Genomic DNA, 26,273 nt, shown 5'->3' on the forward strand with positions numbered 1-26,273 from the left:
CATCGAAAAGGGGCTGCGGTCATGAGTTCGCTGCTGAACGAGAGCGACCTCCGCCATGAGAACGCCGTGGTGTGGCTGGAGAACCCCGAAGACCTCGACTACGTGCGCCAGGCCCTCGACAAGACCCCGCGCCGCCGCGGCAGACCCCGCTACGAACGGGACGGCCGCATGGTCGGCTACACCGAACTCGATGCCCACGCCGAAGCCGACCCCGACAGCGGGCTCCAGCGCCGCCGGGTCTTCTTCCTCCTCCCGCACGACCGCGACGCGAAACCTGACGGCCCGTACCACGAAGGTGCCCCCGGCGAGGCCGTCGACCCCCGCACCATCGAGCCCTGCCGGGTGGGGGACAAGACCCCCCGGTCCCAGCGTGGTCCCGCCGCGGGGATAGCAGCGAGTCAGTGAGCAAGAGGGTCTGAGTCCGGGCGCCCAGCGACTGGGGGCGGAGCGCAAAGCGGTGAGCTGTGTGCGGATCACCGCTGGTCAAAGGGCATACCGGCACAGGAACAGCGACTCAAGCGACTCAAGGTACGCATCTGTGACGCATCCGAGGGCAAGAGCGTAGGAGCCTGTAGTGCGAAGTTGAGTCGCTTCAGTCCCTGTGCGGTTGTCCATACCTCTTTGACCTGCGGTTTCGGCCAGTTCCGAGCCAGCGATCGAAGGGACCGAAGCAGAGTCTCAACGGTTCCGGTCCCTTCGATCGCTGGGGACACCAGCGACGGAACCGAAAGAGGGCCCGCGCGGGAAAGATCCCGCGCGGGCCCTCTCGGGGCAGTCAGCAATCAGGCCTTGGGCAGGGTGATGCCCAGTTCGCGCATGGCGTCCGACGCCGGACCGCCTTCGGACCGTTCCGTCTTGTAGCCCTTCACCCCGGGGCTCACTGTGCGGGGGTCGACGGCCTCGGACGGGGCACCGCTGCTGTAGAGCCCGTCGGGCTGCTGGTCGCGGTCGTGGGGGGCGAGCCAGAACACCCGGCGGACGTAGGTGCCGGATGCGCGTGACGGCCGGGCGTCGGGGCCGAGCGTGGCGTACCCGACGAGGCGGCCGGCCCGGTGATAGGGGGGTTTGCGGGTGCGGCCCGCGATGCGGTCGAGGGCCTGCCGGACGTAACCCAGGGAGCTGGTGTCCTCCAGCCACACGAGGTCGTGCTCGTGGGTGAGGTCCTCGGGGTCGATCAGGGCGCTCACGCACGCTCCTCGGTGTTGTCGGTGAGCAGGGCGATGCCTGGGTAGTACTTTCTGGAGTTCGAGGTAGCCATCTCCTTGGGCGAGCTGATGCCGATGACCTCGCGGACACGGGCGGCGAAGGCGCGTGAGGAGACCGGTGAGGCGCCCTCGCTCTCGCACCAGCGGGTGTAGGCGAGGTGCACCGTCTTCTGCTCGGCCCGCGCTCCGGGGCGGACCTTGCAGGACTCGGCGAGAAAGCGCCCGAGGTGGTCCTCGGTCTCCGCGTACGCGGTCGTGGCCATCCGTACCCTCTCCGGCCCGGTGAGATCCTTGTCGCCGCCCAGGTAGCGGCGGGCGCCGGTGATCAGCCAGGCCAGAATGCCCGGGCCCTCCTCGGTGACCAGGATGTCGGCCAGGTTGTCGACCTTGCGGATGTCGGGGACGACACGGTCGAAGGGCAGCAGGCGCATCCGGCGCCAGAACGCGAAGCCGCCGGTGCCGACCTCGGGTCTGTGGTTGCCCAGCAGGAAGAGCTTGTGGGTGGGGACGAAGGAGAAGAAGTCCTGCCGCATCCGGCGGGCCTTGATGATGTCGCCACCGGTGAGCAGCTTGACGCGGGCCTCGTCGAAGCGGTCGCCCGCTTTGAGTTCGGAACACACGATGACACGGCGGCCGTGCAATTCGGTGAGGTCCGTGGGGTGGCTCTCGAAGGGCTTGGCCATCAGGAAACCGGGCGGGGCCGCGTCGGCGTAGTCGCCCAGCAGCTTGACCAGCACGTCGAGCAGGACGCTCTTGCCGTTCTTGCCCATGCCGTAGAGGAACGCCAGGATCTGCGCGCCGACGTCGCCGGTGATGGAGTAGCCGAGCAGCAGATGCAGGAAGGAGATCATCTCCCTTCCCTCGGCGTCCGATCCGAAGGTGTCGGTCAGGAAGCGGTCCCAGCGGGGGGTGGGCATCTGCTGCGGTGAGACCGACGTGGCGCGCGAGTGGAATCCGGCGAGCGGGTCGGGTGGGCCGAGCGCCCCGGTGCGCAGGTCGACGACTCCGCCGGGTGTGCACAGGGCGTACGGGTCGGCGTCCAGGCGCGAGGCGTCCAGCAGCATGCCCTCGGCGGACTTGGCCTGGGTGAGCATGGACTTGATGCCGGGGGTCGACATGGCACGGCGGCGCTCGCGGCGCAGTTCCACGGTGTTGTACTCGCCGGTGGGGTCGGTGGTGGCCAGGGACTCGGCCATGTCACCGGCGCTCCAGACAACGGTGTCGTGCTCGTCCGGCTCCCAGCGGTAGCCGGTCCACTTGTACCAGCCGAGGCCGTTGACGTGCCGGTAGTCCCGTGCGTACAGGTGGGCGAAGGTCTTCGCCATGCCCCGGTCGGTGAGGGAGTCGGGCAGCAGCCCCGAATCCGTCGTCCGGAACGGCCCGGCGGGACCGCTGCGCCGGGCCGCGTCCGCGGCGACCCGCGGGTGCGGCCCGGTGGGCGCGCGTAACCAGGGCGCCTGGTCCTGTGGTGTCCTGGCCAGGATCTGCAGCGCTGTCGTGGCCGGGTCGAAGACGGTAGAACTCACGAGCGTCCTCCCGGGTAGAGGGGGCGTCGGGTACCTGCGTCGAGTCCATTGCGCACGATGGCGGCCGCGCGGATGTGCCGGCCGGGCCGGACATGTTCCGCCACGGCCAGCAGCGTGTCGTATGCGGTGTGGTGGGCGAGGTGGCCCGCAGCCACCAGACCCCCCAGGGTGAACGCCGCACGGTTGAGCCTGGCGGTGAATCCCGCACCCTGTGCGACGGCCGAGCAACTGGCGACATCCGCCAGAACGCTCTCCAGCACACGTGCTGCGGCGGTGCGTCCGCCGCCCCCCGCGGCGACTGCCTGGCGGGCGCGGGACGGCGGGGGCAGGCGGGAACGGGCCGCGGGCGAGGGGGTGTTCAGATGGCCTGTGCGGGTGAGCTCGGCGTCCAGCCAGGCGGGCAGGGGGGCGGGCGTCCGGCAGTCGCCCACGGGTGTGTAGGTGCCGGCTGTCGTGGTGGTGCCCGGAGCGACGATGTATCCGCCCGTGGCACGTACGTCGACCTGCCAGGCCAGTGCCCTGCCACGCCCCGAACCTGTCGAACACAGCCAGCTCCGGCCGGCTCCGGCGCGGTACCACACGTGCATGCCGCCCGACGGGGTACGGACCCGCAGGGTCGTCGGATCGGTTGCGGGGTCGGGCTCCCGGCGGAGGGCTGCCAGCAGGGCGAGGGTGTGAAAGCCGTTCTCCAGACCGGTCAGGTCCACGCCGTCGTGCACGGGGATTCCCGGCAGCAGCCGTTCACGCTCCGGAAGGGGGACAGCATGGGCATCGATGTCGATCACGACGAGCCCGGCCGGACCGCAGGAGACCCCGACGCCGGAGCGTTTGTCATTCGCCCACCGGGCGCTGATCCGGCCGGGGTCCGTGGTCGCGGCGTGGAACCCGTGACACCACCGGCCGGCGGAAACGCAGGGGCAGCCGAGGTGTACGTGTCCGGACTCGGCGCACGTGGGGCAGTTCCGTACGGGAGTCTTGCGGCCCGCGGCGAGCGGGTGCACCGGCCAGCCGGCCGCCGCGCACCACCGCGCGATGGCCAGCATGTCCGGACGGAACGTGGAGTGCACGATGATGACGCCTTCTGACGATTCGGATGGGTGCGCTGCCGCGGGTGCGAGCCGCTTCCGGCGGAGGTCCGGCAGGAAGAATTCCCCGGAAGCGGCAGCGTCCTGAGTGGCTCCGGTGCGCGATGAGGACGCGGGCGGGCCTACGACACGAGCTGGGCCGTCGTCCGGACGGACGAGGGGATGATGCTGGTCAGTGGCTGTTCGGAGCGGCTGCCGGAAGCAGGTGACAGCGTGACGGTGGCCGCGAAGTTCTCGACACCCTCCTGCCGCATCGTGATGCCCAGGTGGGCGCGGCCCAGCGGATCGTCCAGGAGCTGCTGCACCTCGATCAGGCAGGGAGCGTCGAGTTCGACGTAGTGCTTGAAGCGGGTCTCCATTCCCACCGGGGTCATGCGCCGCGGGTGGGCCACGGACTGCGCCGCCTGCAGAGCCGCTTCGATCAGCAGCAGCCCGGGGACGTGGTCGACCGGGTGGTCGAAGAACAGCGGGTGTCCGGTGTCGACGCGTAACTGCCAGAGGCAGGGGGCGCCGGTGCCGGTGGGGGAGAGGACCATGTCGTTCAGCGAACTCCTGCCGATGTGCTGGGGCAGTATCCCTGCCGCGGGTCTGCTCGGCGGGAGCGGACGGACGAGGCCGGGTGCTCCCCGGCCGTGGCGCAGGCGTTGGTAGATCGCCGGAGCCTGGACGGTCAGCCGGGTGCTGGCGGTGGCCAGTTCGACGCCGTCGCGCGTGACGGTGATCAGGAGCGACAGGGCGGTCAGACGGGTCCCGCGGTAGAGCGCTCCCAGGCACCGGACGTGCAGCTCGACGGACCCGGAGAGTTCCTCGGCCAGGAGAGCCGCAGGGGTGATCTCGTACTCGTAGGTGTCCCACAGCAGATGGTGGCCGAGCGGTACGTCGTAAGCCTCGTGGCAGAGCAGCGGGAAGACCTGACGGACCGTCTCGTTGAGGAGCATCAGGTCGACGTGCTTCCGGCGCGTCACGTAGTAGCTGTGGGCTGTGGGCCAGTGGGCCGACACGGTGAACGTGTCGTCGGCCCTACTGGTCCAACCGGTGAGAAGGACCTCGTCGGCGTTCGCCTTGTGGACGAGCTCCTTCTGTACGAACTCGGGGTGCGGCGCAGCGGCAATGAGGTGCATACGGAACTCCCGGGAGGCGTTGGGGCAGATCCAGGTGCGGAAGACGCTGTCGGCTTGCAGTGGACTGTGCAGGCAACGATGGATAACATAGAGGTCGTTCTTTTTTTTGTCGAGCTGTACATGGGAGCCGAGATGGCACGACCGACACAGGAAAGGGCTCTGAGGACCCGCGAGTTGATTCTTCTTGCGGCTGCCGAGGAGTTCGAGACGAAGGGGTACGCGGGGGCTGCCATCACCAAGATCCTGGAGCGCGCGGGGGTGACTGCGGGTGCGCTGTACTTCCACTTCAAGTCGAAGCAGGACCTGGCGCTCGCGGTCATGAACGCACAGCCTCAGAGCGTCATGCCGCACCTGGCTTCGCAGGGACTGCAGCGGTTGGTGGATCTCACCTTGGTCTGGTCACGGCAACTGCGTGAGGACGTGTTGCTGCGGGCGGGTGTGCGGCTGGCGGTGGAGCAGGGAGGTTTTGGCGTCGAGAGTCTCAGTTCCTATCAGAACTGGCATGGCATTATGGCGGATTGTCTGCAAACAGCCCAGAAAAATGGCGAGTTGCGCTCGGGTGTGGACCCGGACCGGACGGCCACCTTTGTGGTCGGTGCGTGTACGGGCGTGCAGCTGTATTCGGAGATCCGCACAGGCAGGGACGACCTCACCGAACAGGTGGTGCAGATGTGGCGGCTGCTGTTGCCGGGCATCGCTGTACCGGGCCTGGTGGACAGCATCGACCTGGACCCGGAGCGAGGGAACAGCCGTGCGAACCCTGTCCAGGGGTGATGTCGCGGAGGGGGAGCGGCTCCTCGCTTCCCCGGCCGGCCGCACGAGTGGAGTGCCGGGCCGCCCCCTGAGGATCGCTGTCACCGGCGCGAGCGGAACGGTCGGCGCGCTGGTGACACGCATGCTGGCCGGCCGGTACGCGGTGACCGCGCTGTCCAGGGACCCGGCGCGCGCCGCACGCGGGGGAGTGGCGGGCACGATCGTCGGGGCGGACTTCGCCGAACGGCGCGACCTGTCACGGGCACTGGCGGGGGCGGATGCCGTTCTGGCGGTCACCTTCGACCCCCTGCGGCCCACACACGACGCGAACATCCTTGCGGCGGCGCGCAGGGAAGGCGTACGGCATGTGGTCAAGTTGTCCGCACTCGCCGTGACGGACCCGGACGCCCAGGACATGATCACCCGCTGGCAGCGGGAGTCCGAGGAGCTGCTGAAGGCGTCGGGCCTGGCCTGGACGATCCTGCGGCCGCGCGCCTTCATGTCGAACACGCTCGACTGGGCGCCGTCGGTGCGCGGGCAGGGCGTGGTGCGGGGGCTGTACGGCACGTCGCGCAATTCCTGCGTCGATCCACGCGACGTTGCCGAGGCCGCGGCCTGCGCCCTGTCCATGCCGGGTCACGACGGGCGCACCTATGCGCTGACCGGTCCGCAGGCCCTGTCGGTGCGCGAGCAGACCGAGCAGCTGGGCAGAGCCCTCGGACGGGCCCTGACATACGAGGAACTGACGGAGGAACAGGCCCTTCAGGCATGGCGGCGACGCCACCCGGAACCGGTCGCGCAAGCCATCCTGGACACCGCCAGGCGGCAGCGGGATGGTGCGAAAACACTGCTCGCCGACGGTGTCAGGGAGGTGACCGGCCACGCGCCGGCGGCATTTCGCACCTGGGCCGAACGCCACGCCGGGCTCTTCCGAGGGGCAGGGCCGGGCGGGCCTGCGCGGCACAGCGCCTGCGTGGAGGCCGGTTCCGTAGCGACACCCGGCAGCCTCCGGACAGGCCCCGTGCAGGCCGGGCGCGGCGAATACTTCGAATGCCATGGCCATCGTGGCAGCGAGAAGGTTCACTACTGACGGGCGGGGAGCCCGTCAGCTGGGGGGAGACATCATGAGCGAGGTACGGCGTTTACTGGATGGCCGGCGGATCATGATCACCGGGTCGTCCAGTGGGATCGGGGCCGCGGCGGCGAGGCTGTTCGCCGCGGAGGGGGCGCAGGTGGTGCTGATGGCCCGCCGCAAGGACCGGCTGGAGGCGCTCGTCGAGGAGATCGCCGCCGCCGGTGGGCGGGCGGTGGCCGCGCCGGGGGATGTGACCAGTGACGTGGACGTCGAGCGTGCCGTCGCGGTCGCGGTCGACACCTTCGGCGGGCTGGACGGGGCGTTCAACAACGCCGGCTACGCGGTGGCGGGGTCCCTGATCCATGAGACGGACCGGGCGGTGTTCGACCGGATCATGGACGTGAACGTGCGGGGCGTGTGGAACTGCCTGCACAGCCAGATCCCGGTCATGCTCGCCACCGGCCGGGGCGGAGCTGTGGTCAACACCTCCAGTGTCGCCGGAATCAGGGCGACCGGAGCCGCCGCGGCATACGTGGCGGCCAAGCATGCGGTCCTCGGTCTGACCAAGGCAGCCGCCCTTGAGTACGGTGACCGGGCCCTTCGCGTCAACGCCCTGGTGGTCGGCAGCACCCGTACCGAGATGATGGAAGAAGTCCTGGAGCAGGCCCCGGAGCTGGAAACGTCCTTCGTCGAGAAGTCGGCCCAGAAGCGCATGGCGGAACCGGCGGAAGTGGCCCAGGCCGCCGCCTGGCTGTGCAGCGTACGGGCGTCTTTCGTCACGGGCGCCGCCATTTCGGTGGACGGCGGCTGGAGCGCCCTGTAGGACCTGGCCGTGGCCCGGTTCGCCGCCGGAGCAGGCGCGGCATCCCGCGCGCGGGACCCGTAGAGGACGGGGGGGATCTGCGGAAGAGGCCACTTGCCGAAGCCTCATCCGATCCTTCCTCCGTCCTGCGGTGTCCCGCGAGGGGGCCCGTAGGTTCGGATACCGGCTCGCGAAAGGCGCGGTCGCCGAACTGACACCTGCGGAGGACCGCCGTGCCCGACCTGTCTGGAATCGTCAAGGCGTACGACGTTCGCGGTGTGGTGCCGGACGAGTGGGACGAGTCGCTGGCGGAACTGTTCGGTTCCGCCTTCGTCGAGGTGACGGGTGCACAGGCGGTCGTCGTCGGGCACGACATGCGGCCCTCGTCACCGGGGCTCTCCCACTCCTTCGCACAGGGTGTCGCGCTGCGTGGCGCGGATGTCGTCGAGATCGGGCTGTGCTCAACGGACGAGCTGTACTACGCGAGCGGTGTCTGGGCCCTGCCGGGGGCGATGTTCACCGCTTCGCACAACCCGGCCCGGTACAACGGCATCAAGATGTGCCGGGCCGGAGCGGTCCCGGTCGGGCAGGACACCGGGCTGGCCCGGATCCGCGAACTCGTCGAGCGCTGGGCCGTGTCCGGGGCGCCGCCCCTGCTGAAGCCGGTCGGTGCGATCGAGCGACGCGATGTGCTCGGTGCGTACGCGGAGCACCTGCGGGGACTGGTCGATCTCTCCGGCATCCGCCGGCTGAAGGTGGTGGTGGACGCGGGCAACGGCATGGGCGGCCACACCGTGCCGACGGTCTTCGAGGGACTGCCCCTCGAACTCGTACCCCTCTACTTCGAGCTGGACGGTACGTTCCCGAACCACGAGGCCAACCCGCTGGACCCGAAGAACATCGTGGACCTGCAGGCCCGGGTCCGTGAGTGCGGCGCCGATCTGGGCATCGCCTTCGACGGGGACGCGGACCGCTGCTTCGTGATCGACGAGTGGGGCGAGCCGGTCTCCCCCTCGGTCATTACCGCGCTGGTCGCCGTCCGGGAGCTGGCCAAGGCCCCGGGCGCCACGGTCCTGCACAACCTGATCACGTCCTGGGCGGTGCCGGAGGTCATCGAGGAGAGCGGAGGCAAGCCCGTCCGTACCCGGGTGGGGCACTCCTTCATCAAGGACGAAATGGCCAGGACCGGGGCGGTCTTCGGCGGCGAGCACTCCGCCCACTACTACTTCCGCGACTTCTGGAACGCCGATACGGGGATGCTCGCCGCCCTGCATGTCCTCGCGGCCCTCGGCGGCCAGAGCAGGCCGCTGTCCGAGCTGGTCGCGCAGTACGACAGATACGCCGCGTCGGGCGAGATCAACAGCACCGTCGACGACCAGGACGCCCGTATGGCCGCCGTCCGGGCCGCATACGAGGACCGGCCGCAGACCGAACTCGACGAGCTGGACGGCCTGACCGTCATCACCCCGGACTGGTGGTTCAACCTGCGCGCCTCGAACACCGAACCGCTGCTGCGGCTCAACGTCGAGGCCCGGGACGCACAGGCCTGCGCCCGGGTGCGGGACGAGGTACTGGCTCTCATCCTCGCCTGAGACCGGTCGGTTACCGGCCGGACAGGTCCTGGTCAGGCGGAGGCGTCCATGAGCACCGGAGTCTCGGCGGGGCGGGCCAGCCGGCTGTAGGCGTAGGCGGCTGACACCAGCGTCATGTGATGGTGCCAGCCGGGGAAGGACCGGCCCTCGAAGTCCTGCAGCCCGAAGTCGCTCTCCAGAACGCGCATCACCGCGCCGGTCCCGGTGAGCAGGCGGGTGAGGGCGAGCAGTTCGTCCATGCGGCGGTGCGTCATGTTGGTGAGCCACACCGGGGACGGCCGGCGGCTGTCCGTGCGCAGCTCGGTGAACAGCCGGTAGGTGCGGTGGGGGCCGCCGGTCTCCGGCCGTACGCCGGGCAGCCGGACCAGTCCCGACACCACCCGTGACTGCCGCAGCCGCCCGTCCGGATCCGCGACCACCGCGGTGTGCGGGTGCCGGGTCCGGTGCGGGTCGAGGGAACGCCGGGCGCTGAGGGTCGCGGCGGGCTCCGTGAGGTACCGGGTGTTCTGCGGGGAGAGGTGGCTGCCGGAGATCACGTTCATGTTCTCCTGGACGGCGATCACGAACTCCCTGCCCTGCGTGCTGAGCCCGGCGACCAGCCGGGGGAGGTTGGGCAGCTCGCTCATGTCCGCCACGACCGGGACCGGTGCTGTCGAGGAGCGCGCGGCCGTGGTGGCGACCAGGTCGAGTGCGTCCGCCCACAGCGGGCGGTGGCGGACCGGGGCCGGGATACGGGCCCGGTCGCGCAACCGGGGATCGTCGGTCCATTGGTCGGGCAGGAGCAGCCGCCAGTCGCTGGGCAGATGCTCACCCGCGGTGGAGTGGAACAGCCCCAGCCCGAGCTGGCAGTTCACGGTGCGCCCGAGGCCCGGTACGAACCGGCGGTGCACCCCCACCGAGTGGTCGCCGCGCTTGGGCAGCACGGCCGGGACGATGGTCCAGGCCCGGGCCGGCTGCCGGCTCTCGATCCAGCGCGTCAGTTCGTGCCGCGCCGGGCCCCAGTCCCACGGGCTGGCGTTGACGAACTGCTGTAACGACTGGCAGGCGGTGGGCGAGTTGGAGACCGCCGCTGCCAGTCGCCGCATCGACTTCTTGCCCGGTGTGACGAGCAGCCCGTGCAGATACGACTCGGCCCACCTGCGCTGATCCGCCCTCGGCAAGTGGGCGAAGAGATCCTCGGCGAAGGCAGAGACCGTCGGCGGGCCGGACGGAGCCGGACCCTGAGCGATGCGATACGCGGCCATGATGCGTTCCTCCCTGGAGCCGTCCCCTGACAGTTCTGTGTCGACCTCCAAGAGAATAGCGAATGTTCTTTATGTTTTCGCGCCAAGGGACGGAGCTCTTCGGTTACTTCGGGAAGTCCGGACGTCCGCAGGCGCTGCCTACCGGCGGTTGCGGGCCCTTTCTGTGCAGCTCAGGGCCACTTTCAGCGGCTCTGCTGCTCCAGGACCGACGCGGCCTGCGCCAGCAGGGCGGACAGGGCGTCCACGACGCCGGGCGGGAGCAGATCCAGCATTCCGGCGTGTACGGCGTCCGCCGCGTCCTGGATGTTCTCGGCGATACGCAGTCCCTCTTCGGTGAGCAGGGCCCACGAACTGCGTCCGTCGTAGAGGTCCGCCTCGCGCACGACGTAGCCGGACTCGGTCATCCGCCGGACGACGTTGCTGGTGCCGCCGGACGACAGGCCGCACCGCTCGGAGAGGTCGGTGGGCTTCAGGCGCTGCTCCGGGCCGGAGAACCGCAACGCCGCCAGGACGTCGAAGTCCGCGCGGGTCAGGCCGCGCCGGGCGACCTCGGCGTTGGTCGTGGCGTCCATGACCGCGGTCAGCCGCGCCGCCTGGGCGGCCAGCTCGGCCGACGGGCTGCGCGGCGCGGTGGCGGGGGCGCAGAGCGCCAAGGGGCCCGGGGCTCCGTGTCCGGCGCCTGTCGTCATGTGCTCTGTACCTCCCCGAGGGTCCCCGGCGAGTCGGATCGCCTGCGTGAGGGGTCGGAGCAGTCTAGGCACGTGGACACGGTGCGAGCCAGAACGCTGGGTCACGGCGCCCCCCGGCGGGGCCCTGCAAGTCCGGTCCCCGGCCGGGGACCGGACTTCGTGTCAGGCGGCGGAGCGCACGACTGCCTCGGCCCAGTGCTGCACCAGCTCGTCGGCCGCCGCGGCGTCCGGGCCCTCGGCCCACACCCGGGTCAGTGCCTGCGAGGCGTCGGGCAGGACCAGTGCCCACCGGCCGTCCGCCTCCAGCACCCGGACACCGTCGGTGGTGTCCACCTCGCGGCCGGCGGCCGCCTCCGTCACCCTGCGCATCACCGCGCCCTTGGTCTCCCACGGCGTGGCCAGTTCGAGCCGGCGCACATGGGCACCGGGCACGCCCGCCACCAGTTCGCTCACCGGCAGGCCGCGCCGTGCAATGAGCCCGGCCAGGCGGACGAACGCGGCGATCCCGTCGAAGTACGGGCTGCTCTCGGGCATCGCGAACGCGCCCCGCCCGTCGGCGCCCAGAACGGTGTCCCGCTGGGTGGCGGCCCGGGTCAGCCGGTCCGGTGCGGTGGCCGCCCAGGTCACCTCGGCGCCATTGCGGATGGCGAGACCCTCGGTGACGCGGCTGGCCGTGGCGGGCAGCACCACACGGCCGCCGGCCCGCTCGGCCGTCACCAACTGCACCATGACCAAAAGCAGTTGCTCGTTCGAGACGGAGGTGCCGTGCTCGTCGACCAGGGACATCCGCTCGCCCGAGGGATCGAGGCGAACGCCGAAGGCGGCGTGGTTGGCGGCCACCACATTGCCGAGGTAGCGCAGCGCCGAACGCCGCTCGACCTCGGTGTCCGTGGCCCGGGCGTCGTCGAGACCGCTGTTGATGGTCACGACGTTCATGCCGAGCCCCGCCAGCACGGCGGGCAGCAGCAGTGAGCCGCTGCCGAACGCCGTGTCCACCACCACCTTGGGTCCGCCCTCGGCCAGTTGGCGGGTGTCGATGTTCTTCAGCAGATGGGCCGCGTACGACTCGACGGCGGTGGCGCCGGACTCCTCGGTCGACACCATCGCGCCGAACTCCCCGGCCGGGGCGCGGCGGTACTCCCGGCCGCCCAGGACCCGCTCCAGCTTGCGCTGCGCGGCCTGGGAGAGGTCGATGCCGTGCTCGTCCAGGAAGCAGATGTCCACCGAGTCCGGAGCGTCGGCGGTGGCCGTCAGGGTGATGCCCCCGTCGGTCAGGGCCGTCTCCCAGCGGGCCACCGGCAGCGGCACATGGCCCAGATCGCGCACGTGCACCCCGCCGGCCTGCAGCGCCGAGACGACCGCCGCACTCAGCACCCGGGCGCCCTGCGAGTGGTCCCGGGCCACGGTGACGGTGGCGTCCTGGGGCATCGTCGTGGCGTAGGCACCGGCCAGTCGCACCGCCAGCTCCGGGGTGAGATCCACGTTCACGACACCCGAGACGCCGTGCGCCCCGAACAGGGAGCGCGCACCGAGCGTGTCCCAGATCAGGCTGGAGCTGATCACCGCCCCCGACTCGATGGTCTTCGCCGGGTACACGACCACCCCCTGCGAGACGACCGCGCCCTCCTCCACCCGGCACCTGTCGCCGAGGACCGCGCCCTCCTCGATGCGTACGGACCGCTGGAGTGTGGTGTTGCGGCCGATGACGCAGCCGCGCAGCGAGGCGTTCGGGCCGACGTAGGTGTGCGGATGCAGCACCGTCCGGTGCAGATGGGCACCGGACTCGACGACGCTGTGCGCGCCGACCACGGAGTGCTCGTGGACGCGGGCCCCGGCGCTGATCCGCGCCCCGGAACCTATGTGGGCCGGGCCCTCGATCTCGGCATCGGGGTGGATGTCCGCGCCGTCGGCCACCCACACGCCGGGAGCGAGCTCGGCGCCCTCGGGGGTGGCGTCCAGCCGTCCCTCCAGCAGGTCGATCTGGGCCTGGCGGTAGCTGTCGTGGGTGCCGACATCCTGCCAGTAGCCCTCGGCGACGTAACCGTGGACGGCCGCGCCCTGCTCCATCAGACGGGGGAAGACGTCGCCCGACCAGTCGACGGGCACGCCCGCCTCCACATGGGCGAGGACCTCGGGCTCCATGACGTAGATACCGGTGTTGACGGTGTCCGAGAACACCTCGCCCCAGGTGGGCTTCTCCAGGAACCGCTCGATCCGGCCGTCGGCGCCCACGACGGTGACACCGAAGTCCAGCGGGTTGGGCACCCGGGTGAGGCAGACGGTGACCATCGCCTTCCGCTCGCGGTGGCAGCGGATCAGCTCGCCCAGGTCGATGTCGGTGAGCGCGTCCCCGGAGATCACCACGAAGGGCTCGTCGCCCAGTTGCTCCTCGGCGTTCTTCACGCTGCCCGCGGTGCCCAGCGGCGTCCGTTCCTCGGCGTACTCGACGGACATGCCGAGCGCGGACCCGTCGCCGAACTGCTCCCGGACGAGGCCCGCGAGGTACTGGACGGTGACCACGGTGTCGTCGATGCCGTGCCTCTTCAGAAGCCGCAGGACGTGTTCCATGATCGGCCGGCCGCCGACGGGAAGCAGGGGCTTGGGCACCGAAGCAGTCATCGGGCGCAGGCGGGTGCCTTCGCCCCCGGCCATCACAACAGCCTTCACAGGAGGGTCCTTTCGGGGAACGAATCGAAGGTGGGGATCGCAGGGCGCGGCGCTTCGGCGAAGGCCTGCGGGTCCGTCGTGGTGACGGCCGCGTCCAGGCCGCCGCTGCGCAGCACACCGAGCACGTCCTGGCGGGCGCCGACGATGATCAGCTCGGTGCCGGGCGGCAGGCCCTGCCGGGTCACGGCGAGGGCGCGCACACCGCCCGCGGTCATCGACAGCAGGCCTTCCATCCGCAGGACGACACGGCTGACGGGCCGTGCGGCCGCCTGGCCCAGCAGGGCGCGCAGGGCGCCCACCCGGTTGTCGGTCAGCTCTCCGGACAGGTGGATGCTCGCGGTCTGTCCGCTGCAGCCGAGATAGGCCTCGAAGGTCATGGGCCGGGTCCTCCTTCATCGGGGCGCGGGGTGGAGGCGACGGGCCGGAGCCGGACCCGGACGGTCAGCCGGCGGTCGGTGGGGGGCAGCCGGACGGTCATGCCCTCGGGATCGAAGTCCGTCCAGGGCTCGCCGTCGATCAGGACCCGGTCCAGCACCACCCGCCCGGGGGGCAGCAGGTCGGGGGCGACCCGCAGGATCCGGTCCGCGAAGTCCGCGTCGGCCCGGGGCCGGAACCAGAGGTCCAGCGGTTCGCCCCGGATCAGCAGGCGGGTGTACGTCTCGGCCAGGAAGCACAGTTCGGCCTTGTGGTACATGGACATGGCGTGGCTGCCCTTGAGCTGCTCGTTGCCGACCGCGTACGGAATGCCCTGGGCCAGGACGGTGAAGTGGACGGCGCCCGCGTCGTGGTCGAGGAAGAAGGCGTTGTAGAACGCCGAAGCCTCCCGCGCGTGCCGCAGGTACTCACCCTCGCCGGTGTGTGCGGCCAGCAGCAGATAGGCGAGCACCGCCTGTTCCTGCTGCCACCACGTCTTGCGGTCGTGCTGCGCGAAGGCGTGCCGTCCGTCCACGGCCCGGCGCTCCATCAGGTCGTACCAGCCGCCGCGCTGCGCGTCCCGGCCGATGCCGGGCATCGTGGCGCCGAGCTGTTCGGCCAGCGCCCGGTACTCCCGCTTGGGGCGCAGGGACTGCATGCGCATCAGGTTCCAGGCGATCTTGAGGTTGTGGCCGACCACCGCGTGGTCCTGCTGCCATCCCCAGCTCCGGTCGGGCGACCAGTCCGCGTGGAAACGTTCGTTGACGAAGGGGCTGGGATCGGGGGAGCGGTCGGGCATGTGTTCCACGATCATGTCGAAGGTGTGTTCGAGCATGCGCAGATGGCGTTCCTCGCCGGTGGCCAGGTACAGGTTGATCAGGTACGCGGGTGCGTGGTCGCCGACGGAGTTCCAGTTCTTCCGGGACCGGTTGGGCCCCAGGCTGTCGTCGTGCGGGCCCAGGGTGACCGGGTCGATGTGCGAGTAGTAGCCGCCGAGCCGGGGATCGGCGAAGTACTCCTCGAAGAGCCGCACGGTGTCTTCGAGGTCCTGGCGGATCACCGGGTCTCCGGTGATCCGGTAGGTCTGGGCGAGTCCGACGAGTGCGTAGATCTGCTCGTACGCGGGCAGCGAGCGGTGCTCGTCGCCGAACTCGGAGGCGAAGAGCTTGCGCTCGCCCAAAGGCTGCTTGTCGATGCCGTGGTACCAGTGGACGACGTCGGCGGCCTCGTCGTGGAAGCGCAGGTTCTCGTGGAGGTAGCGGGAGCCGGCCTCGGCGACGTCCAGGTACTCCTCCTCGCCGGTGAGCAGGTAGGCGGTGGCCATCCCGTACACCAGGCGCGAGATCGTGTCGGTCTCCTGGACCCCGTACACCGCCTTCTCGCCGCTGCTGCGGATCTCGGTGCGGTAGGCGTCGAAGTCCGGTGCGCCGTCGCCGAACTGGGAGCGGCGGTAGAAACCGGCCAGGACCCGCAGCTGGTCGGTCCACCAGCCGGGCGTCTCCTGGGGGTGCGGGCACTGCGGATCGCCGACCACGGTGATCCGGTCGGCCTGGAAGTGCCGGCCCTGCTCACCGGTGTAGACCGGGCCGTAGCTGAACAGCAGCATGCCGGGCACCAGTTGCCGGTCCAGTTCCCCGGTCACGTCGCGGTACGGCGCGCCGAGGTTGCGCAACTGCTGTGCGCAGGTGGCCGGGGTCAGGTGCAGGGTCACCGGGCCGCCGTCCAGGGTGCGCAGCGCGATCCGGTCGCCGGTGTGCTCGACGACGTATCCGGCGACGGTGTCGGAGTAGGAGAAGCCGGGCCCGGCCGGTGGTGTCCAGGTCGCGGTCACGCGGCGGCCCCGTGGGGCCGTGCGGGCCGGTCGATGGCCTCGATCACCGTACGGGCCAGGAGATGGCAGTGCTCGACCGCCCGCGAGGTGATCAGGTCGCCGTCCTGGACCACGTCCTGGTCGCGGTAGACGGCGCCCATGTTGCGCACGTCGGCGACCAGGTTGTTGTGGCAGGTCACCGGGCGGCCGTCCAGCAGGTCCTTGGCCGCCGACATCAGCAGCAGCCCGTGGCAGGAGAAGACCTTCAGGAGGGTCGGTATGCCGAAGGCGCGTCGCATCAGGCGCACCGCGGGGGCGGGCAGCTCCACCTGGTCGCTGTAGCGCAGCCGGTCGGCGACCATGCCGGCCGGCACCACGAGCGCGGACAGCTGGGTCAGTTCGTGGTAGCCCAGTTCCTCCAGGTCACCGTCGACCCGGGTGCGGCCGCGCTTGCCGTGGCCGGAGAACAACAGCGACTCCTGGCCCCACAGCCGGGTCAGCAGCTCCACCCGGGCGCCCTCCTCGGCGAAGCGCCGTTCGAGGTAGGAGATCTCCTCCTCGACGAAGTCGTTCTCCATGAGGATGCCGATGCGCTTGCCGACGAGTCGGCCCGAGGGCAGTGGCTCGATGATTCCCATGTATGGATCCCCGCGTCGGTCGGTGGAGGTGGCGTGGACAGGAGCGTTGACGTGTGGCGTCCGGCCGGTGTCGCGGGCCGGCCGGGTGTCAGGCAGTCAGGAGGTCGATGAGGAGCGGGCCCCGGTGGCAGAGCAGTGCGCCCACCGCGGTGCAGACGTCGTCGGGCTTCTCCACCCGGATCCCCGGCACCCCGAGGGATTCGGCCAGTTCCGGGAAGTGGATGTCGGGGCGGGTCAGGTCGAAGGCCTGGGGGGCGGGAAGGCCCGGTGCGCCAGGAGTACGGGGAAGCCCGGGGGCGCCCTGCTCCCGGCGGTACCGGTCGAGGTTGTCGTCCAGGAGCTGGTAGCGCCCGTTGTTGCAGACGACGAACGTCGCGTCGATGTCGTACCGGGCGGCCGTCCACAGCGCCTGGAGCGTGTACATGCTGGCGCCGTCGCCGGTGAAGCCCACGACTTCCAGATCGGGCCGGGCCAGCTTCAGTCCGAGGGCGCCGGGGATGCCCACCCCGAGCGAACCGCCGCGGGTCTGGAAGTAGGTGCCGGGGATGCGGGGCGGCAGGTGGCGGGTGACCGTGCCCGACGCGGTGAGGGCCTCGTCGAACACGGCCAGCCGGTCCGGGACCCGCGCGGCGAGTTCCCTGACGAAGTGGTCCAGCAGCGAATCGGATTCCGCCGCGGCGACGGTGCGCGGGGGCACGGGACGCGGGACGCGCACCGTGCGGTGGAGGTCCGTGCGGCGCAGTTCCGTGGCGAGCGCGGCCAGGGACCGCTTCGGATCGGCCGCGATGCCCAGGTCGACGGGGAAGTTCTTGGCGATCTCGTAGGCGTCGGCGTCGATATGGACGATCCGCGCACCGTCCCGGAACGGGCTGTCCAGCCTCGGGAAGACCTCGGGGAACACATACGTGCCGACGATCAGCACGGCGTCGGCGCCGCCGGCCACGCCGGCGCTGTCGGCGCCGGACATGTGCCCGAGGGCGCCCCCGTACAACGGGTGTGCGGTGTCGAAGTTGACCTCGGAGGAGTTCACCCCCCACACCGGGGCGCCCAGCAGCTCGGCGACCTCGGTCAGTTCGGCCTGCGCGCCGGAGGCGGCGACGCCGTCGCCCATCAGGATCAGCGGCGCGGACCCCGCTGCGAGCAGGCCGGCCGCCCGGGTCACCTCGCCGGCGTCCGGCGTCGTACGGAAGGAGGGGAGGGGGGTGGCCACGGCGGGCTCGGTGGTGAGCTCCTCCATGACGTCGGCCGGCAGGACCACCGCGACCGGGCCCCTCGGCGGGGTCATGGCGATCTTCACCGCACGGCGCAGGACCCGCAGCAGTGACCGGGCGTCGAGCACCCTGGTGGCGTACTTGGTGACGGGCCGCGCCATGGCCACCAGGTCCGCCGCCATCTGCGCGTCCATGGCGTCGTAGCGGACCCCGGCCTCGCCGACCAGGGCGACCAGGGGGGAGCCGCCCCGCCTGGCCTGGTAGAGCATGCCGACGGCGTTGCCCAGTCCCGTACTGCTGTGCAGCTGGACCAGGCCGGGGCGGCCGGACGCGCGCGCGTAACCGTCGGCCATCGCGACGGCCACGCTCTCGTGCAGCGCGAGGACGTACTCGGTACCGCTGCGGTCCACGAGGTCGAGGAAGCCCTGCTCGACCGTCCCGGGGTTGCCGAACATATGGGTGATGCCGTCCGCCGCCAGCTGCTCGAACAGTGCGGCCTTCGCCGGACGCCCCGCGGATTCACCAGCCATGGCGGCGCAGCCCGTGGTCGAGGACCTCCGTGAGCAGCTTTCCGGCCGGTACGGAGTCGGCGGTCGAGCGGGCCGTGATGAACGGGTGGTCGACGATCACCGACGTCTCCTTGCCCACGTTGCCGTGGAAGGCGCCCTCGGGACCGGTGGCGTCGCGCAGGATGTACTCCAGCGGATACGGCGGCGGACCGATGCAGAAGTCTGTGCCGAGGAAACCGGTGCCGTCCTTGTAGTCGTACTCCTTGGGATGCCCGGTCACGTGCTTGCCCCTCAGCAGGCTCGTCCGGTGCTCGGGGTCCCGGGCGAACGCGAGGGCGGCGACGCCGTAGCACTCGGCGAGGACGGGCTTGTCCTCGCCGGCGAACGCCAGCACGAGCTCGTGCAGCCGCTCGTTGTTCGCCAGGTCCACGATCGGGCCGCTGCCGCCGACGATCACCAGTGCGTCGAAGCCGGACAGCAGGTCCGAGGTGACCGCGGCCAGCTTCCGGTGGTACTCCTCCAGCTCCCTCAGATGGTTCAGGGCGCTGTAGTACGGACGCTCCGGCACCAGGCCGGCCAGTGACAGCGGGTGGTCCAGCCGGCTGGAGGCGTCGAGTTCCCCGGCCCGCTGGGCCATGTCCCGCGTGGTGACGGTGCGGCCCAGCGGCGGGTCGACGTACGACGGGTCGAGGCTGGGCGGCAGCGCCTGGGGCCGCTTCCCGGTGGGAGTCATGAACGTCGTGCGATAGCCGAGGGCATCGAACGCGTCGAGCGGACCGACCAGTTCCTCGCCCCAGTAGCCGTACTCGGACAGCGTCACCAGGATGCGTCTGGACACTCGAGAACTCCCTGCGGTGAATGCGCCCGGGGGGCGGTGCGGATGGATGGGGACCGGAGGAGAGCGAGTCAAGCCCCGGCGTCCGCCCCCCGGCAACACGCGGCCCGCCGTCCGCGGACACTGACCCAAGTTGCCGAGGTCGCAGCCGGTTTCCGCAGGGAGAAGAGGTCCGGGCGTCCCGTCGGTTCTGCTGGTCACAGTCCAGTGAGCCGAGGGAGGCAGGCAGATGAACAGCCGTCTTGCGATCGAGGACGTCTCACCGGTGGTAGACCTCGCGAACGCCCGTGCCAAGGCAGTGGTCGACGAGCGGCTGCCGGTCTCGGCCACGGTGTGGCGCGAGGGGCACGGAGCCCTCGGCGCCGCCGTCCTGTGGTCGGGCCCGGACGGCGCCCTCAGCGAGGTCCCGATGTCCGTGCTCGAAGCGGACAGCGACCGCTGGACGGCGGACGTGGTGGCCGACCGGACGGGCGAGTGGACCTTCCGCATCATGGCGTGGGCCGACCCCTGGGCATCCTGGCTCGGGGCCGTCGAGGCCCGGGTCCGGGACGGCCAGGAGCTCGCCCCGGTGGACCGCGAGGACGGTGCCGCACTGCTGTACCGCGCCGCCGACGTGCTCACCGACACCCTCACCGGTACGGACGCCGCCGGCCCGCTGCCCGGCGCCCGCGTGCTGCGGGGCGCCGACACCCTCTACGCTGCCGCCGCCGCCCTGCGCGCCGCCCGCACCACGGACGCCGCACTGGCGGCACTGTCCGGGCCGGTCCGCGATGTGATGGCGGGCGCGCCGCTGCGCGAAGCGCTGACGCTGGGGCGCGGACACCGGGTGCGGGTCGAGCGGCACCGCGCACTGTTCGGCAGCTGGTACGAGTTCTTCCCCCGCTCCACCGGGGGTCGGGACCTCGACGGCGTCCCCGTGCACGGCACCTTCCGTACCGCCGCACGGGAACTGCCGCGCATCGCGCGCATGGGCTTCGACATCGTCTACCTGCCGCCGATCCACCCGATCGGTGAGGTGGCCCGCAAGGGGCCGAACAACGCCCTCACCGCACAGCCGCACGATGTCGGCTCGCCCTGGGCCGTCGGCTCCCGCAGCGGCGGGCACGACGCGGTCCATCCGCAGCTGGGCACCCTCGCCGACTTCGACGCCTTCGTGGCGGCGGCCGCCGACGCCGGCCTGGAGGTCGCGCTCGATCTCGCCCTGCAGTGCGCCCCGGACCACCCCTGGGTGGACGCGCACCCCGAATGGTTCACCCACCGGTCCGACGGAAGCATCGCCTGCGCCGAGAATCCCCCCAAGATGTACGAGGACATCTTCCCCCTCGACTTCGACAGCGACCCGGAGGGCCTGTTCGCCGAGGTCGTGCGGACCGTACTGTTCTGGGCCGGCCGGGGCGTGCGCGCGTTCCGGGTGGACAACCCGCACACCAAGCCGCCCGGCTTCTGGCACCGGCTGATCGAGACCCTCCAGCGGACCGACCCCGACCTGCTCTTTCTCGCGGAGGCGTTCACCCGCGCCACCGTGCAGCACGGGCTGTCCAAACGGGGCTTCAGCCAGACGTACACCTACTTCACCTGGTGCGACACCCAGCGTGAGCTGACCGACTACCTCACCGAACTGACCGGGGACGCGGCCGCCTGGATGCGGCCGAACTTCTTCGTCAACACCCCGGACATCCTCCCGGACAGCCTCCGGGACGCACCGCCCGCCGCGTTCGCGCTGCGTGCCGCACTGGCCGCCACCCTCTCACCCAGCTGGGGCATGTACGCCGGCTTCGAGCTGTACGAGAACCAGGCGCTGGAGCCCGGCAGCGAGGAGTACCTGGACTCGGAGAAGTACGAACTGCGCCCCCGCGACTTCGCGGCGCACCGGTCCCTGGAGCCATGGATCGGCACGCTCAACCGGCTCCGCCGCGCTCACCCGGCGCTTCAGCAACTGCGCCACCTGCACTTCCACCCGGTGGACAACGACCAGATCCTCGCCTACTCCAAGAGCGATCCGGTCACGGGCGACACCGTGCTGTGCGTCGTCACCCTGAACCCCCTCCGCACCGAGCAGGCCACGGTCCGGCTCGACATGTCCGCCCTGGGACGGGACCCCACGGCGCGCATCAGGGCGACCGAGGAGATCACCGGCCAGACCGTCGAGCTGGGGCCCGCCCTCGACATCAAGGTCGACCCGCAGCAGTCCGTCGCCCACGTCTTCACCTGGAGAGTCCGTTGACCCCGTCACCTCTGCCGCCGCACGGCACCACGAAGCACACCGCAGCGCCCGCCCTCCGCAAGGCGAGCGTGCTGCCCGTCGAGCCGCAGTGGTACAAGCAGGCGGTGTTCTACGAAGTGCTGGTCGGCACCTTCCAGGACAGCAACGGCGACGGTGTCGGCGACCTCTCCGGGCTGCGGCAGCGTCTGGACTACCTGCAGTGGCTGGGCGTGGACTGCCTCTGGCTGCCCCCGTTCTACTGCTCGCCGCTGCGCGACGGCGGGTACGACATCGCCGACTACCGTCTGCTGAGACCGGAGTTCGGCACCATCGACGACTTCGTCGGACTGCTCGACGCCGCCCACCGGCGCGGCATTCGCGTCATCACCGACATGGTCATGAACCACACCAGCGACCAGCACCGGTGGTTCCAGGAGTCGCGGCGCGACCCGGACGGCCCCTACGGCGACTTCTACGTGTGGGCCGACGACGACACCCGCTATGCCGACGCCCGGATCATCTTCACGGACACCGAGACCTCCAACTGGGCCTTCGACCCGGTCCGCAAGCAGTACTACTGGCACCGGTTCTTCTCCCACCAGCCGGACCTCAACTACGAGAACCCCGCCGTGCGCGAAGCCATGCTCGACGCGCTGCGCTTCTGGCTCGACCTGGGCGTGGACGGATTCCGGCTGGACGCCGTGCCGTACCTGTACGCGAAGGAGGGCACCAACGGCGAGAACCTGCCCGAGACCCACGCGTTCCTCAAGACCGTGCGCAAGGTCGTGGACGACGAGTACCCCGGCCGGGTGCTGCTCGCCGAGGCCAACCAGCGCCCCGACGAGATCACCGACTACTTCGGTGACTACTCCGCCGGCGGGGACGAATGCCAGATGGCGTTCCACTTCCCCCTCATGCCCCGCATCTTCATGGCGGTGAGCAACGAGTCGGCCCGGCCCCTGTCCGAGATCCTCGCGAAGACCCCGGCGATCCCGGACACCTGCCAGTGGGGCATCTTCCTGCGCAACCACGACGAGCTGACGCTCGAAATGGTCACGGACGAAGAGCGCGACTCCATGTACAAGCACTACGCCAAGGACCCGAGGATGCGGGCCAACGTCGGCATCCGGCGCCGGCTCGCCACGCTCCTGGACGGCGACCGCAACCAGATCGAACTGTGCACCGCACTGCTGCTGTCCCTGCCCGGATCCCCCGTCCTGTACTACGGGGACGAGATCGGCATGGGCGACAACATCTGGCTGGGCGACCGGGACGCCGTACGCACCCCCATGCAGTGGACTCCGGACCGCAACGCCGGATTCTCCACCGCCGATCCCGGGCGGCTCCACCTGCCCGTACTGATGGACCCGGTGTACGGACACCAGGCGGTCAACGTCGAGAGCCAGCAGCGGGCCGCGGCATCCCTGCTGCACTGGACCCACTCCATGCTGGCGGCCCGGCGCCGCCACCCGGCCTTCGGGCTCGGCGACTTCCAGGAGGTCGCCACCACCAACGAGGCGGCCTTCGCCTATGTGCGCAGCCACACCGCCGAGGACGGCAGCACGGACGTCGTGCTGTGCGTCAACAACCTCTCCCGCCACCCGCAGCCGGTGGGCCTCGACCTCAGCGCCTGGCAGGGAGCCGTGCCCGTCGAGCTGATCGGAGGGGTCGCCTTCCCCCGGGTCGACGGAACTCCCTACCCGCTCACGCTCAAGGGCCGGGGCGTCTACTGGCTTTCGCTCACGTCGGACGGAAGCACCGAGTGACCGTCGACCTCACCACGTTCCAGGAACGACTGGAACACGTGCTGACCGGGTGGCTGCCCTGGCAGCGGTGGTACGGCAGCAAGGGGCGCCCCCTGGACCGGGTCCGCATCGTGCGCACCACCGAATTCGCCGACGCCCTGCGCACCGGCGGGCCGCGCGGCGTCATCCTCCTGCTGCGCACCGGCTTCGCCGACGCGGGAGCCCCCGAGTACTACCAGGTCCCGCTCGGCATCAGGACCGTGATCGGGCAGGAGCTGGAGCCGTACGTCATCGCGGGCCTGGACGATCTGCTGGTCTACGAGGCGGTCGGGGACAACGAACTGGTCGCCGGACTCCTGGACCTGGCCGGGGCGCGGCCCCGCCTGCCGGGGTCCGCCGCGCCCAGCAGGCCACTGGGCGTGGAGCAGAGCAACACCTCGGTCGTGGTCGACGAACGCTACCTCCTGAAGATCTTCCGGCGGATCGGCGCCGGGACCAACCCCGAGCTCGAAGTGCCCCAGGCCCTGGCGCCCACCGCGAACCGGCACATCACGGCGGTACGCGGAGCGGTCGAGGGCGAGCTCGACGGCGAGCCCGTCACCTATGCCACCGTGCAGGACTTCCTGCCCGCGGCGACCGACGGCTGGGCCGCCGCGCTCGACGCCCGGCGCAGCCCGGCCGCCGACAGCTTCGCCCACGACGCCCGGGCCATGGGCGAGGCCCTGGCGCGCGTGCACCACGACCTCGCGGAGCAGCTCGGCACCCGGCCCACCGGGCCCACCGAGCTCGCCCTGCTGGCCGACCGGTTCACCGTGCTGCTGGACTCCGCGGTCCGGCGCGTCGACGCCCTGCGCCCCTTCCGGACACCGCTGCGCTCCGCCTTCGCCCGGCTGACCGGGGTGACTTCGGCGCCGCCCGCTCAGCGCGTGCACGGTGATCTGCACCTGGCGCAGATGCTGCGGTCGTCCGGGCGGTGGATGCTCGTGGACTTCGAGGGGGAGCCCCAGCTGCCGATGACCGAACGCGTCGCCCGCCATCTGCCCCTGCGTGACGTGGCGGGCATGCTCCGCTCGTTCGACTACGCGGCGCAGTCCTCCACCGGTTCCTCCAGCGGTTCCTCCACCGGGGCGTCGGCCTGGTCCGGCGTGTGCGGCGACGCCTTCTGCGCGGGATACGCGCGGGTGTCGGGCCAGGACCCCCGGCAGTACAGCGTGCTGCTGCGGGCCCACGTTCTGGCCAGGGCCATTCACGAATTGATGTACGAAATAGACAACCGGCCGGAGCGGGCCCCGCTTCCACTTCAATCAATAGGACGACTCGTGGCCGAATGCGGCACTACCGTCGGAGAACACACATGGTGAAGCAGGAACGCGCCGTGCGGACCAGGAATACCGTAATCATGGCAGCGGCTGCGGAATTCTACGAGCACGGGTACCAGGGAACCTCGCTCTCCCGGATCTCCAAAGCCGCCGACATGTCCATGGGGGCGGTGACCTTCCACTTCGCGACCAAGGACGAACTGGCGGACGCGGTCCGGGAGCGCGGGGCCGCAGCCACCGCGGCGGCGGTGACGGAGGTGTCGGGCCGGCCGACACCGGCCCTGTACCGGGGAGTCGGCCTGACGGTGGTCCTGGCCCGGCTCCTGGAGGACGACCTGGCCGTACGGGCCTCGGCCCGCCTCGAACGGGAGAACGCCGGGACCGTGCCCGCCTGGTCGTCGCTCTGGCAGCCCGAACTGCACAGACTGCTCGCCGGAGCGCAGGACCACGACGCGCTGCGGCACGGCACGGACCTGGGCACGGTCACCTCGCTGGCAGCCCACCTGCTTGCCGGGGCGGAGGCGCACGTGCGCTGCCAGGGCGAGGCAGGGGCCGGGGCGCGGCAGGGCGCGGCCGTGCAGCTCGCCCAGATATGGGAGCTGGTGCTGCGCGGAATCTCCCTCCGTCCGGAGGAGGACGGCCGCGGCTCCGGCACGGCACGGGGGAGTTCCGCAGAATTGCCCAAGTAGGTGAGGATCAAGCTTTCGGCACCCTGATTCCGGGTGGCGTTGCATATCTTCATCTCATGAATTCCACTCCTGCCCGGATAACCAAAGCGGTCATTCCAGTGGCTGGTCTCGGTACGCGCTTCCTCCCGGCGACCAAGGCCACCCCCAAGGAAATGCTCCCGGTGGTGGACAAGCCGGCGATTCAGTACGTCGTCGAGGAAGCGGTCTCCGCCGGGATGAGCGACGTGCTCATGGTGACGGGGCGCAACAAGCGCCCGCTGGAAGACCACTTCGACCGGAACTACGAGCTCGAGGAGACGCTGCGCCGCAAGGGCGACAACGACAAACTCGAGCGCGCGTGCGCCCCCACCGACCTGGGTGACATCCACTACGTCCGCCAGGGGGACCCCCTCGGCCTGGGGCACGCGGTGCTCTGCGCCGCCCCGCACGTCGGGCACGAGCCCTTCGCCGTCCTGCTCGGCGACGACCTCATCGACCCCCGCGACCCGCTGCTGAGCCGGATGACCGAGATCCGCGCACAGTACGGCGGGAGCGTCGTGGCCCTGATGGAGGTCGACCCCGGCCAGATCCATCTGTACGGCTGCGCCGCGGTGGAGCGGACCGCGGACGGCGACACCGTACGCATCACCGATCTGATCGAGAAGCCGGCTCCGGGGGAGGCCCCGAGCAACTACGCGGTCATCGGCCGCTATGTCCTGGACCCGGAGATCTTCGACGTGCTGCGCGGGACCGAGCCCGGACGCGGTGGTGAGATCCAGCTGACGGACGCGCTGCGCGAACTGAGTACGGGGACCATGGGCGGACCGGTGCACGGTGTGGTGTTCTCCGGACGCCGTTACGACACCGGTGACCGGGCCGACTATCTGCGCGCCACCGTGCGGCTGGCCTGTGAACGCAAGGACCTCGGGCCCGAGTTCCGGTCGTGGCTGCACGCGTTCGTGGCCGCCGACACCGGTGGCAGGCCCGACATTGCTGCCGGCCCCGGTCTGCTCCGGCCGGCCGCCTGATCACGACGGCCGGGTGTGCAACCGGGGAGATGCCCAGTTGCACACCCGCCGTACGGGTGCCTCTTCGGGAAGTTGCCAAGGTCGTCCCGGGCAGCCGTCGCAGTAGAACATACCGAACGTTCTTTACGTAACGT

At 70.7% G+C, this 26,273-nt stretch carries 22 protein-coding genes; 10 read left to right on the forward strand and 12 right to left on the reverse strand.

The annotated features are described in order from the left end of the window. Window positions 1-21 precede the first annotated feature (21 nt). A complete protein-coding gene (locus OG912_RS39110; RefSeq protein WP_326741027.1) occupies window positions 22-405 on the forward strand; it encodes a DUF6009 family protein in 384 nt (127 codons plus the stop codon). 377 nt (window positions 406-782) lie between these two features. Here the strand turns inward: OG912_RS39110 and OG912_RS39115 are convergent, their stop codons facing one another. The 4 genes from OG912_RS39115 to OG912_RS39130 form a co-directional block, all read right to left on the reverse strand. Further along, entirely contained in the window at window positions 783-1,187 is a 405-nt protein-coding gene (locus tag OG912_RS39115) for a DUF6009 family protein (protein ID WP_327713793.1), read from the reverse strand. Next, window positions 1,184-2,530 (reverse strand): DNA primase family protein, encoded by a 1,347-nt coding sequence (locus tag OG912_RS39120; protein WP_327713916.1) that lies wholly within the window; start codon window positions 2,528-2,530, stop codon window positions 1,184-1,186. The genes OG912_RS39115 and OG912_RS39120 overlap by 4 nt, the downstream gene beginning before the upstream one ends. A gap of 197 nt (window positions 2,531-2,727) precedes the next feature. Continuing rightward, window positions 2,728-3,798: a bifunctional DNA primase/polymerase gene (locus tag OG912_RS39125; protein WP_327713794.1), complete on the reverse strand. Its 1,071-nt coding sequence runs from the start codon at window positions 3,796-3,798 to the stop codon at window positions 2,728-2,730. Between the two features lie 140 nt (window positions 3,799-3,938). Then, the gene (locus OG912_RS39130; RefSeq protein ID WP_327713795.1) at window positions 3,939-4,937 is read right to left on the reverse strand and encodes a ScbA/BarX family gamma-butyrolactone biosynthesis protein; all 999 of its coding nucleotides are present in this window, start codon (window positions 4,935-4,937) and stop codon (window positions 3,939-3,941) included. Window positions 4,938-5,069: 132 nt separating this feature from the next. Between OG912_RS39130 and OG912_RS39135 the strand changes: the two genes are divergently transcribed. The 4 genes from OG912_RS39135 to OG912_RS39150 all read left to right on the forward strand — a co-directional run bounded on the left by OG912_RS39135 (window position 5,070) and on the right by OG912_RS39150 (window position 9,159). Beyond that, on the forward strand, window positions 5,070-5,711 hold the full coding sequence (locus OG912_RS39135) for a ScbR family autoregulator-binding transcription factor (protein ID WP_327713917.1): 642 nt from the start codon (window positions 5,070-5,072) through the stop codon (window positions 5,709-5,711). Further along, a complete protein-coding gene (locus OG912_RS39140; RefSeq protein WP_327713796.1) occupies window positions 5,689-6,780 on the forward strand; it encodes an NAD(P)H-binding protein in 1,092 nt (363 codons plus the stop codon). The genes OG912_RS39135 and OG912_RS39140 overlap by 23 nt, the downstream gene beginning before the upstream one ends. A 34-nt stretch (window positions 6,781-6,814) precedes the next feature. Further along, window positions 6,815-7,588 carry an SDR family NAD(P)-dependent oxidoreductase gene (locus tag OG912_RS39145; protein ID WP_327713797.1) on the forward strand — a complete coding sequence of 258 codons (774 nt, stop codon included), beginning with the start codon at window positions 6,815-6,817 and terminating at the stop codon, window positions 7,586-7,588. A gap of 212 nt (window positions 7,589-7,800) precedes the next feature. Then, complete coding sequence (locus OG912_RS39150) at window positions 7,801-9,159, forward strand: phosphomannomutase/phosphoglucomutase (RefSeq protein ID WP_327713798.1); 1,359 nt, start codon at window positions 7,801-7,803, stop codon at window positions 9,157-9,159. Between the two features lie 32 nt (window positions 9,160-9,191). On the opposite strand, the gene OG912_RS39155 is transcribed toward OG912_RS39150, so the two are convergent. From OG912_RS39155 to OG912_RS39190, 8 genes are all read right to left on the reverse strand, one after another. Further along, window positions 9,192-10,403 carry an IS701 family transposase gene (locus OG912_RS39155; RefSeq protein ID WP_326741020.1) on the reverse strand — a complete coding sequence of 404 codons (1,212 nt, stop codon included), beginning with the start codon at window positions 10,401-10,403 and terminating at the stop codon, window positions 9,192-9,194. 182 nt (window positions 10,404-10,585) lie between these two features. Next, window positions 10,586-11,092 (reverse strand): MarR family winged helix-turn-helix transcriptional regulator, encoded by a 507-nt coding sequence (locus tag OG912_RS39160; RefSeq protein WP_326741019.1) that lies wholly within the window; start codon window positions 11,090-11,092, stop codon window positions 10,586-10,588. A 162-nt stretch (window positions 11,093-11,254) separates the two neighbouring features. After that, window positions 11,255-13,759, reverse strand: a complete 2,505-nt coding sequence (locus tag OG912_RS39165; protein WP_327713799.1) for a sugar phosphate nucleotidyltransferase — start codon at window positions 13,757-13,759, stop codon at window positions 11,255-11,257. Next, the gene (locus OG912_RS39170; RefSeq protein WP_326741017.1) at window positions 13,756-14,136 is read right to left on the reverse strand and encodes an STAS domain-containing protein; all 381 of its coding nucleotides are present in this window, start codon (window positions 14,134-14,136) and stop codon (window positions 13,756-13,758) included. Before OG912_RS39170 ends, OG912_RS39165 begins: the two co-directional genes overlap by 4 nt. Continuing rightward, on the reverse strand, window positions 14,133-16,004 hold the full coding sequence (locus OG912_RS39175) for an AGE family epimerase/isomerase (RefSeq protein ID WP_327713800.1): 1,872 nt from the start codon (window positions 16,002-16,004) through the stop codon (window positions 14,133-14,135). Before OG912_RS39175 ends, OG912_RS39170 begins: the two co-directional genes overlap by 4 nt. Next, entirely contained in the window at window positions 16,001-16,621 is a 621-nt protein-coding gene (locus OG912_RS39180; protein ID WP_326741015.1) for a DJ-1/PfpI family protein, read from the reverse strand. The genes OG912_RS39175 and OG912_RS39180 overlap by 4 nt, the downstream gene beginning before the upstream one ends. 88 nt (window positions 16,622-16,709) lie before the next feature. Beyond that, complete coding sequence (locus tag OG912_RS39185) at window positions 16,710-18,362, reverse strand: thiamine pyrophosphate-binding protein (protein WP_327713801.1); 1,653 nt, start codon at window positions 18,360-18,362, stop codon at window positions 16,710-16,712. Beyond that, complete coding sequence (locus OG912_RS39190) at window positions 18,352-19,179, reverse strand: type 1 glutamine amidotransferase domain-containing protein (RefSeq protein ID WP_326741013.1); 828 nt, start codon at window positions 19,177-19,179, stop codon at window positions 18,352-18,354. Before OG912_RS39190 ends, OG912_RS39185 begins: the two co-directional genes overlap by 11 nt. A 226-nt stretch (window positions 19,180-19,405) precedes the next feature. On the opposite strand from OG912_RS39190, the gene OG912_RS39195 reads away from it, so the two are divergent. From OG912_RS39195 to galU, 5 genes are all read left to right on the forward strand, one after another. Continuing rightward, on the forward strand, window positions 19,406-21,400 hold the full coding sequence (locus OG912_RS39195) for a maltotransferase domain-containing protein (protein ID WP_327713802.1): 1,995 nt from the start codon (window positions 19,406-19,408) through the stop codon (window positions 21,398-21,400). 68 nt (window positions 21,401-21,468) lie between these two features. Then, entirely contained in the window at window positions 21,469-23,145 is a 1,677-nt protein-coding gene (gene treS, locus OG912_RS39200; RefSeq protein ID WP_327713918.1) for a maltose alpha-D-glucosyltransferase, read from the forward strand. Next, window positions 23,142-24,485 (forward strand): maltokinase N-terminal cap-like domain-containing protein, encoded by a 1,344-nt coding sequence (locus OG912_RS39205; RefSeq protein WP_327713803.1) that lies wholly within the window; start codon window positions 23,142-23,144, stop codon window positions 24,483-24,485. Before treS ends, OG912_RS39205 begins: the two co-directional genes overlap by 4 nt. A gap of 38 nt (window positions 24,486-24,523) precedes the next feature. Beyond that, window positions 24,524-25,132 carry a helix-turn-helix domain-containing protein gene (locus OG912_RS39210; protein ID WP_327713804.1) on the forward strand — a complete coding sequence of 203 codons (609 nt, stop codon included), beginning with the start codon at window positions 24,524-24,526 and terminating at the stop codon, window positions 25,130-25,132. A gap of 56 nt (window positions 25,133-25,188) precedes the next feature. Beyond that, window positions 25,189-26,139: a UTP--glucose-1-phosphate uridylyltransferase GalU gene (gene galU / locus OG912_RS39215; RefSeq protein WP_327713805.1), complete on the forward strand. Its 951-nt coding sequence runs from the start codon at window positions 25,189-25,191 to the stop codon at window positions 26,137-26,139. Window positions 26,140-26,273 lie beyond the last annotated feature (134 nt).

It is taken from the genome of Streptomyces sp. NBC_00464 (assembly GCF_036013915.1).
Lineage (GTDB): Bacteria > Actinomycetota > Actinomycetes > Streptomycetales > Streptomycetaceae > Streptomyces.